General features: G+C 37.1%; 22 protein-coding genes. 6 read left to right on the plus strand and 16 right to left on the minus strand.

Going from position 1 to position 17,168, the window contains the following annotated elements; genetic code table 11:
- Positions 1-63 precede the first annotated feature (63 nt).
- From KIV10_RS10815 to KIV10_RS10825, 3 genes are all read left to right on the plus strand, one after another.
- Positions 64-798 (plus strand): hypothetical protein, encoded by a 735-nt coding sequence (locus tag KIV10_RS10815; protein WP_214113528.1) that lies wholly within the window; start codon positions 64-66, stop codon positions 796-798.
- Between the two features lie 4 nt (positions 799-802).
- Entirely contained in the window at positions 803-1,510 is a 708-nt protein-coding gene (locus KIV10_RS10820) for a hypothetical protein (RefSeq protein WP_214113530.1), read from the plus strand.
- A 193-nt stretch (positions 1,511-1,703) separates the two neighbouring features.
- On the plus strand, positions 1,704-2,759 hold the full coding sequence (locus KIV10_RS10825; protein WP_214113532.1) for a toll/interleukin-1 receptor domain-containing protein: 1,056 nt from the start codon (positions 1,704-1,706) through the stop codon (positions 2,757-2,759).
- A gap of 152 nt (positions 2,760-2,911) precedes the next feature.
- Here KIV10_RS10825 and KIV10_RS10830 read toward each other — a convergent pair whose 3' ends face one another.
- From KIV10_RS10830 to KIV10_RS10845, 4 genes are all read right to left on the minus strand, one after another.
- Positions 2,912-3,880: a toll/interleukin-1 receptor domain-containing protein gene (locus KIV10_RS10830; RefSeq protein ID WP_214113534.1), complete on the minus strand. Its 969-nt coding sequence runs from the start codon at positions 3,878-3,880 to the stop codon at positions 2,912-2,914.
- A 177-nt stretch (positions 3,881-4,057) separates the two neighbouring features.
- Positions 4,058-4,282, minus strand: a complete 225-nt coding sequence (locus KIV10_RS10835) for a PGDYG domain-containing protein (RefSeq protein WP_214113536.1) — start codon at positions 4,280-4,282, stop codon at positions 4,058-4,060.
- Positions 4,283-4,480: 198 nt separating this feature from the next.
- Complete coding sequence (locus KIV10_RS10840) at positions 4,481-4,684, minus strand: hypothetical protein (RefSeq protein WP_214113538.1); 204 nt, start codon at positions 4,682-4,684, stop codon at positions 4,481-4,483.
- A gap of 5 nt (positions 4,685-4,689) precedes the next feature.
- Positions 4,690-5,298: a nitroreductase family protein gene (locus KIV10_RS10845; protein ID WP_214113540.1), complete on the minus strand. Its 609-nt coding sequence runs from the start codon at positions 5,296-5,298 to the stop codon at positions 4,690-4,692.
- 140 nt (positions 5,299-5,438) lie between these two features.
- Here KIV10_RS10845 and KIV10_RS10850 point away from each other — a divergent pair, with 140 nt between their 5' ends.
- The 3 genes from KIV10_RS10850 (at position 5,439) to KIV10_RS10860 (ending at position 7,336) form a co-directional block, all read left to right on the plus strand.
- Complete coding sequence (locus KIV10_RS10850) at positions 5,439-6,398, plus strand: TerC family protein (protein WP_214113542.1); 960 nt, start codon at positions 5,439-5,441, stop codon at positions 6,396-6,398.
- Between the two features lie 81 nt (positions 6,399-6,479).
- On the plus strand, positions 6,480-6,785 hold the full coding sequence (gene hpf, locus KIV10_RS10855; protein ID WP_214113544.1) for a ribosome hibernation-promoting factor, HPF/YfiA family: 306 nt from the start codon (positions 6,480-6,482) through the stop codon (positions 6,783-6,785).
- 89 nt (positions 6,786-6,874) lie between these two features.
- Positions 6,875-7,336 (plus strand): arsenate reductase family protein, encoded by a 462-nt coding sequence (locus KIV10_RS10860; RefSeq protein WP_214113546.1) that lies wholly within the window; start codon positions 6,875-6,877, stop codon positions 7,334-7,336.
- Here the strand turns inward: KIV10_RS10860 and KIV10_RS10865 are convergent, their stop codons facing one another.
- From KIV10_RS10865 to KIV10_RS10920, 12 genes are all read right to left on the minus strand, one after another.
- On the minus strand, positions 7,337-7,705 hold the full coding sequence (locus tag KIV10_RS10865; protein WP_214113548.1) for a hypothetical protein: 369 nt from the start codon (positions 7,703-7,705) through the stop codon (positions 7,337-7,339).
- 107 nt (positions 7,706-7,812) lie between these two features.
- Positions 7,813-8,064 (minus strand): acyl carrier protein, encoded by a 252-nt coding sequence (locus KIV10_RS10870; protein ID WP_214113550.1) that lies wholly within the window; start codon positions 8,062-8,064, stop codon positions 7,813-7,815.
- Positions 8,065-8,070: 6 nt separating this feature from the next.
- Entirely contained in the window at positions 8,071-9,342 is a 1,272-nt protein-coding gene (locus KIV10_RS10875; protein WP_214113818.1) for a beta-ketoacyl-[acyl-carrier-protein] synthase family protein, read from the minus strand.
- Entirely contained in the window at positions 9,332-9,805 is a 474-nt protein-coding gene (locus KIV10_RS10880; protein ID WP_214113552.1) for a 3-hydroxyacyl-ACP dehydratase FabZ family protein, read from the minus strand. Before KIV10_RS10880 ends, KIV10_RS10875 begins: the two co-directional genes overlap by 11 nt.
- Positions 9,783-10,577: an SDR family oxidoreductase gene (locus KIV10_RS10885; protein ID WP_214113561.1), complete on the minus strand. Its 795-nt coding sequence runs from the start codon at positions 10,575-10,577 to the stop codon at positions 9,783-9,785. Before KIV10_RS10885 ends, KIV10_RS10880 begins: the two co-directional genes overlap by 23 nt.
- Positions 10,577-11,629 (minus strand): type III polyketide synthase, encoded by a 1,053-nt coding sequence (locus KIV10_RS10890; RefSeq protein ID WP_214113563.1) that lies wholly within the window; start codon positions 11,627-11,629, stop codon positions 10,577-10,579. Before KIV10_RS10890 ends, KIV10_RS10885 begins: the two co-directional genes overlap by 1 nt.
- Before the next feature lie 4 nt (positions 11,630-11,633).
- Positions 11,634-12,356 carry a methyltransferase domain-containing protein gene (locus KIV10_RS10895; protein ID WP_214113565.1) on the minus strand — a complete coding sequence of 241 codons (723 nt, stop codon included), beginning with the start codon at positions 12,354-12,356 and terminating at the stop codon, positions 11,634-11,636.
- Positions 12,353-13,477: an NAD(P)/FAD-dependent oxidoreductase gene (locus KIV10_RS10900; protein WP_214113567.1), complete on the minus strand. Its 1,125-nt coding sequence runs from the start codon at positions 13,475-13,477 to the stop codon at positions 12,353-12,355. Before KIV10_RS10900 ends, KIV10_RS10895 begins: the two co-directional genes overlap by 4 nt.
- A gap of 75 nt (positions 13,478-13,552) precedes the next feature.
- Entirely contained in the window at positions 13,553-14,260 is a 708-nt protein-coding gene (locus KIV10_RS10905; RefSeq protein WP_214113568.1) for an OmpA family protein, read from the minus strand.
- Positions 14,261-14,284: 24 nt separating this feature from the next.
- Positions 14,285-14,764: a lipocalin family protein gene (locus KIV10_RS10910; RefSeq protein ID WP_214113577.1), complete on the minus strand. Its 480-nt coding sequence runs from the start codon at positions 14,762-14,764 to the stop codon at positions 14,285-14,287.
- A 44-nt stretch (positions 14,765-14,808) separates the two neighbouring features.
- A complete protein-coding gene (locus KIV10_RS10915) occupies positions 14,809-14,970 on the minus strand; it encodes a DUF1328 domain-containing protein (RefSeq protein WP_214113579.1) in 162 nt (53 codons plus the stop codon).
- Positions 14,971-15,067: 97 nt separating this feature from the next.
- On the minus strand, positions 15,068-17,074 hold the full coding sequence (locus tag KIV10_RS10920) for an alpha-ketoacid dehydrogenase subunit alpha/beta (RefSeq protein ID WP_214113581.1): 2,007 nt from the start codon (positions 17,072-17,074) through the stop codon (positions 15,068-15,070).
- Positions 17,075-17,168 lie beyond the last annotated feature (94 nt).

Below are 17,168 nucleotides of genomic sequence, written 5' to 3' on the forward strand. Positions count from 1 at the left end.
AATAAAAACTTTTTTTTATCGAAAAAAATTTTACATTTGCTTCGAATTTTTATTTCACCCCAAATGAAAAAAATCACCTACTCGTTCCCTGGAAAGGGAGTGTTCACTTTTGTGGCACTTATACTATTCGTTTTTGTTTCTGCCACTGCCCAAGTGGGAATAGGCACAACCAATCCAGCTCCCGGAAGCGCTTTACAGATTGATAGTACCAATGGCGCATTGGTGCCACCACGAATGGACAATACACAGATGAATGCCATAATCAATCCACTAGAAGGTTCTATAGTTTACAACAGTACATTTTCAGCATTATTTATGTTTTCCTCTGGCACTTGGAATAATATTACCCGTCCAGATCTCCCATCTATTGTAATGAGCAAAGATTGGGGTGCAAACAACGACAATAATCTGGTACAGACTTCAACGAATACCTACTACAAATTTCCATTGGGACAGAGTGAGGTAGTTTCAAATGAGCCAACTTTCTTTACAGTAACCGGAAATGGAACAATACGCATCAACCGTAAAGGAAACTATCTTATAACTGCCGGATTTTCGGTCAATGAGCTACCGGCAGGAAGCCATAAATATATTATAGGAGTTTACCGGGGAAGTACGTTAATTGGATATTTGGTGCGCGGAAATGTGGTGATGCAAACTGATGATGAATTTGGAACAAGCGGTGTAATGATGTTACCTTTTGAAGCCAATCAGACAATTAGCCTACAATACGTAATGAATAATGGTGGTGTGCCATTGGATGCAAGGTTTTTCAAAATAGGTATCGTAAAAATTTAAGGTCATGAAAAATTGCATACAACTTTTTATAGCCTTATTGATTTTGTTATTTGCATTTCCAAATTATGCCCAAGTGGGAATAAATACCACAGATCTTGCGGACGGTAGTGCGCTCCAAATAGAAAGTACCACGGGTGCACTGGTAATGCCACGTGTAACCAATGCTCAAATGATGGCAATAACCGATGTTCTTGATGGTGCAATTCTGTATAACACAACGGAAAACAAATGGTATATTCGCATTGATGGTATTTGGTCTCCTTATACGTATAACGATACTCCATCTATCATTTTAAATAAGGAGAACCAATCATTTGCGCAGACAACGACCCCGTTGCCAATACCTTTAAACAGCGCCAACGTTATTCAAAATTCACCGGGTTATTATGAGGTTTTGGGAACTAGTGCAACTCCGCAGGATGCGACCATACGCATATTACGCGATGGACTTTATTTGGTCACGGCTGGCATGTCCACAACAAACCTACCTGCTGGACCAAAAAAATACCGTGTGATGTTATATGTGAACGGAGCTTTAGCTTCGTTTTTAACAACGGGTAACGTAAACTTGAGCGCCTCAGATTTTTGGGGTACCAGTGGAAATTCGCCTGTTCTTCTTCAGGCAAATGATATTGTTGAAATAAAATACACTCTTGATGGTACCGGAACCATTAGTGGTAAATTTTTTAATATTGGAATCTCTAAATTGTAGTTTGATTTGTGTATTCCTACTACGTAGAAATAATCATTGTTTCTAGTTAAACCTTTTTACTTTCAAATTTTCAAAAGACCCGATATATTCCTGAAAATTCATTAATTGTCTTTTGAACAGATTCTTTCTATATTTATAATTCCTTTAAAGGAATTTATCCCCGCCATTTATTCCAACCAAAAACAAAACAGTTATGAACCTGTTTTTCAGCTATTCGCGAAAGCAAACAGAGGAAGTCGTGGACCTCGTTGATTTTTTGAGCATTTACCATACATGCTGGTTTGACTCAAAAATTGTGGCAGGAGCGGAGTGGTGGAAGGAAATTCTCTCCCAAATACGCAATTGCGATGTTTTCATTTTTGTGCTTAGCAATGACAGCAATAACTCCAAGGCGTGTTTGGCAGAATTACAATATGCACAAAATCTGGGGCAATATATGGTTATTCTAAAGGTTGACGATTTAAAGGAAGCCTTTATTCCAGATTTTTTAAAAGGGAAAAATATTACTTCTTATAAACCGGACGATAAAGCCAGGAAAAATGTTTTGGCACGTATCCTCAAGGGAATTGAGGATCGGGGAGACTTCAACGTGGTGTTAAATCTTGACGCAAGGGAACCTGAGATTCCCTTTTCTGAATTAAGTTTAATTCACTCACAAATTAGAAAAGAAAATTCCATATCTGAAGCTGAGCAGGCGTCTTTGTTATTTCGCATTGAAAAATTGATGGCAGCAAAGGATGTAGAAATAGAGGATATAAAAATCTTGATTTCAGATTTTCAAAATCGCAGCGATACCACGCGGATAATTTTTGATAAATTGAATGCACTTTTACCCAGCACAAAGGAAAGAGCTCCAGAAATCCAGGATAGAATTTTGAATGATATTTTAAAGAATATTGCTACGTATTCCGATGATGTTCAAATTCAAAAACGATTAGCAAACCAATATCATACACCCAATTTTTTATATGGCCGATGGCAGCGGATACGCACCGTACAAAATCTGCAGAATGTTCCCGTAACGCCAAATGAGGTTATTATTTTCAATAATAATTTTTCTTTTCAGGTTATTAGAAATAATATGCAGACCAATTTTGGAACATTTATGTTTGATATGGATTATATATCAATCACGTTCATAAATGGTATGATAGATACTCGGAATTATCGCTGCTTTGCAAATGAACTCCACATAGTTCAGTATATGAACAATCTGCCATTTTTGATTGACTGTTATAAAAGGATTTGATAGAATCGAAAATAAAAGCAATCAAAAAGGAATAATAAAATCTTCAAAAATCATTTGAACTATAATTTATATTATGTAAAATAGAATATTTGAAAATTTAATCTTTTTTATCGTATGCTCTTCTCCTCAAATTTTCTTTGTATTGTTTAGGACTATTTAAACCTTACTCCCGCCCAAATGTTATTGTTCATATCTACCCAAACTTCCTGAACAAGCAATTTTTGCCCAGGCTGCACGTACCGTCCATTTTGAGCATAATTTTTCCCTTCAAACAATTCCGCTCTGTAAATAGGTGTAATAATATCTTCAATTTGTGGCGGCGAATTGGCATCCCCGGCGTAAAACAAATATTTTGCGCAATGCATTTCCCCGCCCTTGGTTCCATACCAAACAGTTCCCTCATTTCCCATCAATCCATTAATTTCAGTATATGCAGCTTCATAATATTTTGCTGTTTTTCCATATTTATATAAATATGAAATATAATTATCCAAATTATGCTTATCATAAACTGTTTTCCAATCATTTTCCTCAGTTGAAACTTCTATCGGTTCCTCATCAGTTGTGGTTTCTTCAGGCGGCGTAAAAATTAAAATGAGAACAAAAAGTAGAAAAATGGCTGAAACCCCACCAATAATGTATGGCTTAATCGATTTTGAATTTTTTCTGTTGCCTGAATCCGAAATTTGTTGCTTTGGCGGTTGAAATGTATTTTTTACCACATTGACTGAGGACTCATTCAAATTAATTCTCAAATCTTTTACCAATCGCTCAAAACCCAATTCGGGGCCCATAACCGTAAAATCTACAAACTGTTTTCGCGCCAACCGCATCGGCACATCGCAATCTTCAATTTTTATGGGATTCACTGGTTTGTCCAGTCCTATGGCATACGAAATTTCATCCTTTACATTTTCAGATTCTACCGATGTTTTGGAGAGAATGAGTACCACGGCATCCGCCCTTTTCAGCTCTTCCTCTATGGTATCGTCCCAATCGGTTCCCGTTCGTATATTTTTATCGAACCAAACTTCAAAGCCCTGTTTGCGCAAAGCTTCCACCAAGGTTGAAACATAGGCCGTATCCCGTCTAGAATAGCTTATAAAAATTTTTGCTGCCATCTCAAAAAACGTTAGCGTTAATTGTAAGATGAATTTAGCTTAAAAAATTGATTCTTAGAAATTTAATTAATCAATTTTGCTGTACAAAAATTTTATTCAGAAGAAATTATTTGTCTCTATTCGAAAAATAACATCCCGAAACAAATAATAAGGACGTATAAATAGAAAATTAATGGCTTATTCTTTTACTATGTACGTCTTTTCAAAAATTTCGCGGTCACAGGCGTACACCTCCCCTGTAATGCCTATCATTAACCAATCTCCTTTTTTTCCTTTCATGAGACCTTCCATAGTCTCCACCTCAAAATCATCATCTATTTGAACGCATTTTATGGGAATAGGCTTTTTTACGGCTTTTTTAAAATCTAATTCAGGAAGATTATCTTGGCTAAATTTCAACATTGCTAACACTTTTAGATTTTCTGAAATATCAATTATTTATTAGGATTTATAAAGTCTATTCCGTTTGAACTAAACAAAACGAAAAGGTTTTATTTCTTAAAAGTAAAACTAATCACCCAGAAATAAAACCCCTTAATATGTAATCAAAATAGGAATCTTATATTATTCAACTTCCCTCCTATTAAAATATGCTTCAACTTATTCTTCCTCAGAATCTATTTTTTCAAAAGCATCAGATATTTTTTTCTTATCCTCCTCCGCTTTTGCTTTTTTATCTTCGTCCAATTTCACTTTTCCGTTTCCGGCAATGTTGAGATCGTCTGGTTTTACAACCTTATTGAAATTGGATGAACGTTTGTAATCATCCTGAAAATCTGCGTATTTTTTTTCTTTTTTTTCCATAGCCCTTAATTTTTATTTTGGAAATTTCCATTAAACGCAAATTCACTCTGTGGTTTTCGTTCACGTTTCTGCTTGTTTTCCTTTTCCTGCAAATCCTCAGGCAATACAGAAGCATCTCCTCCATAATAACCGAGAGCAATACCGGTTGCAACGTGAAAATCTTCAGGAATTTTAAATTCTTTTTGTGCCTTTTTGAAATCAATTCCGGCCATCTGGTGCGTAGCGATTCCCATACTGTGGGCTTGGGTATAAACGTTTGCCATAAAAAGGCCTAGGTCGTGCAAGGCGTGAAAATTCTCTTTGTCACCTTCCTTGGTTTTTTTGAAAGCACCTGCCATCAAAACCTGTGCATTATCTGCCCAACTTTGATTAAATTCATCCAGACAATTGTAAAGTCTGTCATACGTTTCAGTGCCTTTTATTCCCCAAATTATTCTCCAGGGCTGAACATTGAAAGCGCTAGGTGCCCACCGGCCTGCTTCCAATAAAATTTTCACTTCTTTTTCTGTAATTTTTTTATCCGAAAAAGCACGCGGGCTCCATCTATTCTTTAAAATGTCAAGAATTTCGTGCTCTGGGTTTGTTTCTTTCAAGTGTTCTTGTTTTACGTTCATTTTTTTTAATTTTCAATTTACTATGATTGGGTTAAACTAAAATCTTCTTTAAAAAAGTTTTAACGGTTCTTATGATTATTAACATTTTCCTGTAACCAATAAATCTATTTGCGCTTATTTTTGTTTGAAAATTTTAAAATATGGTCTGGGGAATATTTATAGCATTCATCATTTTATTTTTGGCGCTTGATCTTGGTGTGTTTAATAGAACGCCGCACGTAATAAAAACGAAGGAGGCTGCAATTTGGACAACCGTTTGGGTAAGCGTGGCGCTTGCATTTTCAGGAATTATCTATTGGCTTTTCAGCGCAGGACTCATAGAAAATCCAACAAACCTCTCTCCAAATAATGCCGTCCTGAAATATATTACGGGATATTTAATTGAACTTTCATTAAGCATCGATAACGTTTTTGTGATAGCCGTAATTTTCTCTTCATTCGCGATTCCGGCAAAATTCCAGCACGAAGTTTTGTTCTGGGGAATTTTGGGAGCCATTATCTTTAGAGCTTTGATGATTTTGTTTGGTGTGGCGCTCATCAATAAATTTGATTGGATCGTATATGTTTTCGGGGCTTTCCTGTTAATCACAGCATACAGAATGCTCATGCACAAGGAAGAAGAATTTGATCCCAAGCATTCCAAAGTTTATAAATTCCTTAGAAAATTATTTCCATTGACAACTAAAATGGAAGGCGATAAGTTTTTTATCCGAAAAATGGGTGTTCGCGCTGCCACTCCCCTTTTCGTTGCATTAATAATTATTGAACTCACGGATATTCTTTTTGCGCTGGATAGCATTCCCGCTATTCTCGCTATAACGGCTGATCCTTTTATTGTTTTTAGTTCAAACATACTTGCAATTCTTGGACTTCGATCCATGTATTTTTTGATTTCCAGAATGCTCCAGAAATTTAGGTACATCAATTATAGCCTCGTTGCTATTTTGGCATTTGTTGGTTTAAAAATGATTTTTTCACACCATATAGAATTGCCGGAATGGCTTTCCTTGGCCGTTATTGCCGTTTGCCTTTCCGCGGGAATTATTGCATCCATGACAATTAAAGATTCTGATGAACCCAGCGGCCACTTGCCGCAATAGTTTCACAAAATCATATTAAAAGTTTGTACTGGATTTTGTGCTATTGTATCTTTAAAATTGATAATAAAAAAAACTTGATATATGAACATTAATTTTGAGTACCACGAAGTTTCGGCCAGTCCAAGACTGGAAGCCATGATCACCGAAAAGCTGAACAAGCTTGAAAATAAATATGATTTTATAGTTGGGGCAGACGTTTATTTCAAAAAAGAAAACACAAGCAATCCTGAAGAAGGAAAAATATGTAGCATTCGCATAAGTATGCCCGGACCTACCATCTTCGCTGAAAACTCAAATGCTTCTTTTGAAGCTGCCACGGCAAAGGCAATTAATGAAGTAAGTGCACAACTTCAAAAACGCAAGGAAAAAATGCAGACGCATCAATAATTTTCAATATAAAAATATAATTCCCCCACTTATTTGGGGGAATTTATATTTTTACCACACACTTTTTTTAAAATTAACAAATGGACACTATGGGAGTTATAGCAAGGGATGATAAACAGCTAACGCTTATTTACAGCAGCAATACCCGTGTGGGTACGCACACCTTGAGTTACTTAACAGGAATAGATGAAAAGTATTTGGCTATTGATATTGCTAAAACGAAAGTTTCTGATACCCAGTGGGCAGAAATTGCGGATGCACTCGGTGTGAAAATTGGCGATTTGGTAGATAAGCGTGAATTGGACCTAAAAACGGAAGATACGTCTGAATTTGATTCAAATGATTGGTTGAAAATTATTCAGAATAACGATTTCGTGATTTCAAAACCTATAGCCATTAGAGGCCAACGCACGAAACAAATATCAAACCCTCCAGAAATTATGGAATTTTTTGATGTTGATTCCGCTGGATTGAAGAAGACCAATTACAATGAAGAACCCACCATTGAACGAACTACTGATAATGAAGATTTCATTGAAAAAGAGGATTAATCAATCCTCTTTTTTTATAGTATCAATTGGCTGTACCGTTGTTTTCATTTCTTTATAAACCGTCATTTGCGGGCGGGTAAGGATGTTGTTCATCTCTCTTGTTTCCTCCATTTGAAGCGCTAAGAGCATATCCAGTTTTTCCTTTCCGGTATACTCCTTCTCAATTTTTTGTGCGCGAATCAAAAATTCCTCAACCTTCTTTTTAAATAGTAAACGTTGTTGCGTAGTCATTGCTAGTTGCTCGTTGTAGGATTCTGTGATGATTTCAGAATTTTCAGCGGCACTCGCATCTGAATTTTGAAAAAATTGATCTTGTGAAAACGCCGTAAATGAAATAAATGTAAAAATGAGGATTGTAATAAGTTTCATGTCTTAAATATTTAAGGATTCACATCAAAATAATATTTAAACACCTTACATCAAATTATTTAACTTACTTTAACTGAATTAAAACTTTCGCTAACTGGATAAAAAATTTATTTAGTAATTTTTTTCTTAATAATGGCGATCGTATCGTCCACGGTGCGTAACTTTTCCATATCCTCATTCTTGAATTCTACATCAAAAGCGTCTTCAATGTCCAAAACAATATCCACCAAATGTGCAGAATTGATATTGAGTTGCTTGGTAAGATCACTGTCTCTTTTAATTTCTGAAGCATTAACGTCTTCCGGCAAGTACGTTTTTATAATAGGTTCAAGTTTTTGATAAATTTCCGCTGTAGTCATCTCGCTTTAAATTTTTTTAAAGATAGCACAAGCATTCACATCTCCAAATCCAAAACTTGCCTTTATAATAGTCCGTAATTCTTTTTGAATAGTTTGTTTAGGAATTTTTTCCGAAGAAATTAACCCTTCAATTCTCGGGTGGATTTTATCACAGTTTACATTTGGAAAAATATAATTGTCCTGTAATTGAAGTAACGCAGAAACTATTTCAATACTCCCGCTGGCGGCCAGACAGTGCCCAACCATTCCCTTTATTGAATTTATATAGGGAAAATTATTTCCTTCCCTGCGCAATGCTTTGGTCCAATTTTCAATTTCGTCGGGATCTTTTATGGTAGCGGTTAAATGACCATTTATATAATCAATCTCTTCCGCTTTCACCCGTGATTTGGCCAATGCATTGACAATGCATCTTTGAATTGCCGTACCGTTCGGAGCCGTCATCGTGCCGCCATTTCGCTGGCCACCGCTATTTACTGAGCCTCCCAAAATTTCGGCATATATTTTAGCACCTCTATTTTTAGCGCTTTCAAGAGATTCCAAAAGATAGGCTCCAGCGCCACTTCCGGGTATGAATCCGCCAGCATCCTCACTCATAGGGCCGGGAACTTGCTCCGGTGCGTGGTTGTATTTGTAATTTGAAACTTTTATGGCGTCAAAACCGCCCCAAATGTAGGGACCGCTATCACTCGTGCTACCGCAAAGGATTTGTTTGGCATGCCCATTTTTTATGCGCTCATATCCTAAAAGAAGCGCTTCCGTGCCCGTAGCACAAGCGGAAGAATTAACCGTAACCAAATTACCGGCACCTATCAATCCGCCAAGATAGGCGCTCACACCGCTGGCCATTGTCTGTGAAACAGAAGTGCTCCCCAGTCTGCGTACGTTGCCCGCATCAATTTTATAAATGGATTCCCTGAATTTTTCAATGCCGCTGGTACCCGTCCCGAAAATGATTCCCAAATCCCAAAGTGGTTCGCCATCATTATCTGCAATGGCAATCTTGGCATCCGCCAACGCATCCATTCCAGCGATAACGCCATATAATATTCCGCTGCTATTAAAATTTTTAAGCTGAAGTTCAGAAAAATAGGCGTGCTTTTTTTCTTCGGAAATTTCTGGTAGCGCGCCTAATTGGCAGGAAAAATTCAATTTTTCGAGCTCGGGCCTAAACGTTATTCCTGATTGACCTTCTTTAAGGGAATTATTGAAATCGGTAAGATTTACACCAATGGGAGAAACAATTCCCAAACCCGTTACCACTACTCTATTCTCCACTGTTTTCATTTAAAATCATTCCGCTTATGCTGCCTTTACACACAATCTCGTTCTTTGAATTTAGCATTTTAACCTTGCATTTCAATTTCTGAAATCTAAAATATTCCTTCTCTGAAAGTACTCGCACGGTCTCATCAGGATACACAGGTTTGTAAAAATCTATTTCAGAAGAACTTAACGCAATTTTTAAATTATCTGAAGCTTCAATATCCATCAAGTATATTCCCAAGCAGACAACGCCAATCTGCGCCATACATTCAGTTAAAATAACTCCTGGCGTGATCGGGTTATTTTTGAAATGTCCTTTATAAAAATAGGAATCGGCCGAAAATTTATAGATACCCTCTACCCCATTCTCATCGATTGCCAAAAGCGAATCAACAAACAAAAAGGGCTCTGTGTAAGGCAATTTTTCAAGTATATTCTCAAAATTTGGCATATCAACAGTTGCTTTCTCCTCCATCCACTTTCAAAATAGTACCGTTAATCCAGTCCGCTTCAGGTCTGCAAAGAAGATAAACCGCGTTTGCCACATCCTGTGGCGTGGTCAATCTATTAAATGGATTTCTGTTCAAGGCCATTTTTGCAAGATCATCACTTCCCGGAATTGCACGAAAAGCCGCAGTTTCAGTAGTTCCGGCCTGAATGCAATTGGTGTTTATTCCCTTGCTGGCAAATTCTATGGACATATTTCGCATAAGGGCTTCAAGCGCGGATTTTGCCGCTGAAACCGCAGCGTAACCTGGCCAAACACGATTGTTTCCTTCGCTAGTGAAAGCTAAATTTCGTGCATTTTCTGAAAAGATTTCATTTTCAATGAGCGCAGCAGTCCATTGGTACCAGCTTGTTCCCATGGCGTGGATTGTGATTTCCAAGTCCTGAATTTTCAATATTTCAGATGTCCCCGACATAGACTTCAAACTTCCTTTTGCGATGCTATGTAAAAGAATTTTTACGCTATTTTTCGGCAGCGCAGATATTATTTCTTCTATTACGTTTTCTTTTAAAGCATCTTTGTTGAACGTTTTTACGGTAACGCCAAAGCTTTCCATTAATTTAATTTCTTTTTCGAAATTTGGCAGATTACTTTTTCTGTCGCGATGCACGATGCAGATATTCATTCCATTTTCCGCCAATTTTTTAGCAGATGCAAGACCCAACCCACTGCTTCCGCCAAGAATCAATGCATATTGATTTTGCCACGCTTCAGAAGAAATAAATTTTTGATTATCCATTAAAATCGTAATAACACGCGTTGTGCAGAAAATCCTGGGCCAAAACTGAGCATAAGTCCTAAACTACCAATCGGAGGATTTTTATCCATAAATCTTTCCAAAACATATAGCACCGTTGCGCTGCTCATATTTCCGTATAGCCTCAAAACCTCTTTAGTATCATCAATATTTTTACCTAGCTGTCCAAAGAGGTCTTCTACGGTTTCCACAATTTTTCTACCGCCCGGATGAAAAATCAGGTGGTCAATATCTTCAATCTTGAGATTATTTTTTTTCAAAAAAGGATGAATGATGTTTGGAAAATGATCGGCAATTTTTTGCGGGACTTCTTTGTCCAAAACCATTTGAAGTCCAGTATTTACCAAATTAAAACCCATCATTTGCGTGGCGTCATAAAAGTGGTACATTTCATTTGCAATAATTTCAGGCCCCCTATCTTCCTCATTTGAGGATAATAGAACACAAGCAGCACCATCTCCAAAAATCGCAGAGCTCACAATATTCACCATTGAGAAATCTGTTAACTGAAAAGTTGCGGTGGGCGCTTCCAGTGCAATTACAGCTGCGCGTTTTCCGGGATTGGCCCTTAAAAAATTTTCGGCATAAATAATTCCTGAAATTCCTGCAGCACAGCCCATCTCGGTCACCGGCAACCGGATAATGTCCTGTTTCATTTGCAACTCATTCACCAAAAATGCATCCACGCTTGGGATCATAATTCCTGTGCAACTTACGGTGATAATAAAATCAACGTCCGTAGGTTTCCAATTTGCTTTAGAGAGAGCTTTTTCTAAACATTTACGTCCAAGTTTCTTCACTTCCCGACTGTAGATGGCATTGCGCTCCTCAAAACTGGTATTGGTAAAAACCTCAATGGGATCCATAATTGAATAGCGCTTGTCCACACCGGCGCTCTCAAAAATTTTAATGGCCTTTCGCTTAAATCGAGCCTCCTGCCCTTCCATCCATTGCTCGAAAAAAGGAATTATTTCTGAAGTGTTACGGCTGTAATCTGGTAGTTGCTTGGCAACATTTATAATTTTTACGCTCATAAAACTACGGATTCGTTTTTTTTATTATCCATTGATATCGAAAGGCCCAGCGCCATTTTATGCTGTTATGTTGACTATCTAATTTTGTTGAAATAAGTGCCAACTCTTGTTTTTTAAATCCTCGAGCAACGGAAACCAATCCGTCGTGTCTTGCAATTTTCGTTTTTAAAAACGGATTGCTTATTAATTTAAATAATTGAAAGGCAATTCTGCTCCTTTGTAAATCATTTATTACTACACCGATACTTGTTTTATTAAGAATTTTCTTCAACAAAAATTCAATTTTTTCATTTCTGAAATGATGCAGAAATAAGGTACATAGCGCAATATCGCAATTTGGAATTAAATTCTCAGCAGAAAAAACATCCATTTTTTGATAAGAAATATTTGGGAATCCATCACTTTTTTTGCTCGCTTCAATCAAAATATTTGGATTAAAATCGATACCAATGAGATTGAAATTATATCCATTATGATGACCAAATTTTGCGCATTGTCGTAACATTTCACCATCACCGCAACCAAAATCTATGATTGTTATTTTATCCTTTTTGGAATAATTCTTCAAAAGAATTTCAATGCCATCAAGCGTTACTGAATTTCCCCCCAACCATCTATTTACACGTTTCAGATCGTTGAGCAATACTTTCATCTCATTACCTTGCAGATGAAAATCGTCCATAATTTCAGGCTGTTTCGATCTTTCTTTATTGCTGAAATATATCATATCGACTTTTTTCCGTGGGTATTTCTGATAATTGAAGTAAGCATTGTCGGAAATAATTTTGCCACCGCAAATCCAATTTTTAGCGAAACCGGGTTCAATAAAGCTCGTTGTATATATCGTCCGGTTTTCAATCTATTTTTGAAATATTGGTTCCAAGATAATGCATATTGTTTTTCCAAACGTGCTCTATCCCAATTCTCTTTTTTTGATTTTAAATATAATTCAGAAAAAATCTTTGCGCCGTGAATTGCCATTGCCATTCCGTTTCCGCAGAGTGGATGTATCAACCCTGCGCTATCGCCAACCATAAAAATATGATTTTCTACAGGTTTTTTTGATTCAAATGAAATTTGGCTAATGGTCATTGGTCTATCAAATATCGGTTTTGCATTATTGAAGAATTGATTGAGATAGGGATTTTTTGAGAGACAATTTTTCTGAAAATTTGAAACATCCCCATGTTTTTTGAAAGATTTCAGCGTAGTCAAATAACACGCGTTTACAATAGTATCTTCAACCCTGCTCAATCCGCAATACCCGCCTTCAAAATTATGTAACGCTACGCTATTAGTTAGAAAATCATAATCGAAGTGACCCTTTACCGCGAGCCAAGTTGCTGGAATTTCAAAAAAATCACGGTTGAGAAATGCATCTAAATTGGAACGCTTACCGAAGGCCCCCAAAACATAGTTAGATATGAATTTTTTTTTTGATTGTGTTATAACTTCAAAAGAATCGTTTTGAAAATTAATTTTTTCAACCGTTTCAAATGCAACTTTTCCGTAATTTTTCAAAGTTCGGTAGATAAGATTATCAAAACTATACCTACTTATGCCAAAACCACCGAGCGGTAATTCACATTTAAGGAGTCTGCCATTGACATCACTCATTTCAAAATTTGAAATTTTAGTTGCCCCCACAACAAATGGATCAATGCCCAACTGAGATAAATATGCCAAAACCTCGTTGCTCACATATTCTCCGCAAACCTTGTGATGCGGATATGGATGTCTTTCTAATAAAAGCACATTGCAATTTTGTTTTGAAAGGTGCAATGCCGCTACCAATCCGGCAAGACCACCACCAACAATTATTATTTCATAATTTGTGCTCAATTCCATTTGTGTATAAAGCTAAAAAAATCCCGACCAATATGGAACGGGATTTTTATTATTTGGAGTAGCTTGATTATTTAATTATTCGCCTGCTTGCTGTTGTGCCTCTTGTTTCATTTTTTCATTTGGTACAATGGCTAAGTTTACACGGCGATTTTTTGCACGACCTTCAGCAGTTGAATTGTCGGCCACTGGAGCACTTTCACCGTACCAGTTAGTTGTAAAGCGACCAGAGCTTAGGCCTTTGGTTGTTACCAAATAATTAGTAACGGCCTGGGCTCTATTTTTGGAAAGTGTCATATTACTTTCATCAGCACCTACACTATCCGTATGACCAACTACTAATACATCTGTGTCTGGATATTCTTTCAATACATTCGCCAGTTTATCCAGTGTAGCTTGTGACGCTGAATTAATATTATACTTGGCAGTATCAAAATAAACACCGCTATTTTCATCAAATGTCACCACGATTCCATCATCTACTCGTTCTACCTGTGCTCCAGGAATTTCAGTTTCAATTTTTTGTGCTTGCTTGTCCATTTTGTCACCGATTAGAACACCGGCTCCTCCACCAACTACGCCGCCAATTACGGCACCAAGCTCGCCATTACCACCCTTACCAACGTTGTTTCCAATGATGGCACCAAGAATAGCTCCACCTGTAGCACCAATTACGGCACCTTTCTGTTTATTGTTAGCGTTTCTTGTAGCTTCACAGCTTCCAAAGCTTATAACCAAGGCGATTGCAAAGGAAATTAAAGTCAATTTTTTTAAAAAAGTTTTCATATATCTTAATTTGAAGTTTAAAGTTTACTCTTGAATCTTAGAGAAATTCATATTGATTTTAAAAGGTTTGCCCTCAAGACTAACCGTTTGCTCCCATTTCATGGAATTTTCATTAAGTTGAGCCAATTGAACACGGAAACCAACGTTGTCTGCAGATTTTCCTTTTTCATTGGTTGGTTTGATTATAAAATCATATAGTCCAGAAGCAGGGTCGATTTCCACAATAGTAAATATGAAGTTTCTCTCACCTGTCGGGCAATTTCCATTTTCTATGGTGTATGTGGCGGTATTGTTATTCGGTATGAATCTCCAAGTACTACCCTCAAAACATTCTGCTGATGTATCGCTGAAAAGAGTAACATTAAATTTTCCTGAAGAACCGTAAGAAACATTGTCCAGTGACCAATATCCTTTAATGACTTTTCTGGATTCTTGCACAGTTTTCGGTGCTCCGCAAGAAAACGCTGTGACCGCAATAAGGGCCAGGATGAGGATTTTTTTCATAATATTAAATAGTAATTTAGTTTGTAAAATAGGTTTGAGATTTTTTATCTTCTAAAAAGTCTAGATAGTAATGATAATACAAGAAGTACAATAAAAATGTAGAATATAATTTTAGCGATATCTGCAGCTCCCTCGGCGATTCCACCGAATCCAAATACTGCTGCAACTAAGGCAATTACTAGAAAAATAACGATCCAACGTAACATAATTTTAAGTTTTAGTGATTAGTATAGCACTAAAGTACTCAAGAATTTTAACGTTAAAATTTTCTTTATCTAAAGTTTAACAAGCAATGTTAATTTCTTAATAATCCAATAATTTTTTTAGGGAATCAATAAATTTTTTCTTCGGAAGATACTGGGATTCCAGGTTAGCCGCAAATGGAATTGGAGTTTCCAAACTGGCTACCCGGCTGACTGGGGCATCTAAATATTCAAAGCAATTCTCCATAATTAATGAAGAAATATCTGACGCAATTCCACCAAAAAGTGAATCTTCCTGAAGTATAATTACCTTTCCAGTCTTCTTAACTGAATTGTAAATTGTCTCCACATCAAGCGGGGCCAACGTTCTCAAATCAATTAAATCTGCCGAAATACTTTTATTTTCATCCAAAGCCTCTAAAGCCCAATGCACTCCGGCTCCGTATGTGATAATCGAGACATCTTTTCCCTCCCTAATTATCGAAGCCTTTCCTAACGGAAGTGTGTAGTAATCTGTAGGAACATCTTGCCTAATACTTCTATACAAAGCCTTATGCTCAAAAAACATAACCGGATTTGGGTCCTCAATACTTGAGGCAAGCAATCCCTTTGCATCATATGGAAATGCAGGGTAAACAACTTTTAGACCGGGTGTATGGGTAAACCAAGCCTCATTGGTTTGGCTATGAAATGGGCCAGCGCCAACTCCAGCTCCGCATGGCATTCGAACTACTACGTCCGCCTTTTCGTTCCAGCGATAATGACTTTTTGCCAAATAATTAATGATTGGGTTGAAGCCTGAAGTAACAAAATCAGCAAATTGCATTTCAACCACTGCCTTAAATCCATTAATAGAAAGTCCCATGGCTGCCGAAACTATAGCCGATTCGCAGATTGGAGTATTGCGTACCCTTTCTTTCCCAAATTGGGCCACGAATCCTTCAGTAATTTTAAATACACCCCCGTACTCCGCCACATCTTGTCCCATGATTACAAGATTGTCGTGGCACTCCATAGATTGTTTCAACCCTTGCGAAATAGCATCAATCAACCTAATATTTTCTTTTTCTGAATTTTCTTTAACTTCTTGATATTCAAATTTTTTAAAGACATCATTTAATTCTTCGGTTTCATTTGCTTCAATTTTTGGCTCACTGAAGGCTATATCAAGATTTTCATCAATCTCATTTTTAAATTCGGTTTTATATTGCTGAATTTCCGCTTCGGTAATAATATTTTCAGTTAACAAATAATCTTCAAAATTTAAAAGCGGATCACGCATTCCCCACTCGTCAATTAAATCCTCGGGAACATATTTTGTTCCGCTTGCCTCCTCGTGACCGCGCATTCTAAATGTTTTGAACTCCAAAAGCACCGGACGCGGATTGCTACGCATACTGGCCACCAAATTTTTCACTTTTGAATATACTTCCAGAATATTATTTCCTTCAATAATGTGGGATTCCATTCCATACCCCTTTCCGCGATCCGCAAGATTTTCACAATTATATTGCTCATTTGTGGGCGTTGAAAGTCCGTAACCATTATTTTCAATGCAAAAAAGCACCGGCAATTTCCAAACCGAAGCCACATTTAAAGCTTCGTGTATATCACCCTCGCTCGTTCCACCCTCGCCAGTAAAAACAGCACATACTTGATTGTTTTTTTTCAATTTATTGGCCAATGCAATCCCATCGGCCACACCAAATTGCGGTCCCAAATGTGAAATCATCCCTACGATATGGAATTCCTGTGTTCCAAAATGAAAACTCCGGTCACGCCCTTTGGTAAAACCGTTTGCTTTCCCTTGCCACTGAGAAAAAAGCCGATACAGTGGGATTTCACGCATCGTAAAAACACCTAAGTTTCGATGCATGGGCAAAATGTATTCATCCTTTTCCAAAACTGCAGTAAGGCCTACTGATATTGCCTCCTGCCCTATTCCACTGAACCATTTTGAGACTTTACCCTGCCGCAAAAGAATGAGCATTTTTTCCTCAATCATTCTCGGTTTCAACATACCGCGATAGAGCATTTTCAGTGTTTCATCATCAATATCTTTTCGGTCGTACGGAAAATATATATGTGGAGAAGTTTCAGATTTCATGGGTTTTATTTTGGTATTCAAAAGTAGAAAAAAAGCAAGCCTTTTGCAGAATTTCAAGTTTATTTTTCGCTTCGGAAAAAAGGGTTTTATGTGG

The organism is Aequorivita echinoideorum (assembly GCF_018476645.1).
GTDB classification, from domain to species: Bacteria; Bacteroidota; Bacteroidia; order Flavobacteriales; family Flavobacteriaceae; genus Aequorivita; species Aequorivita echinoideorum.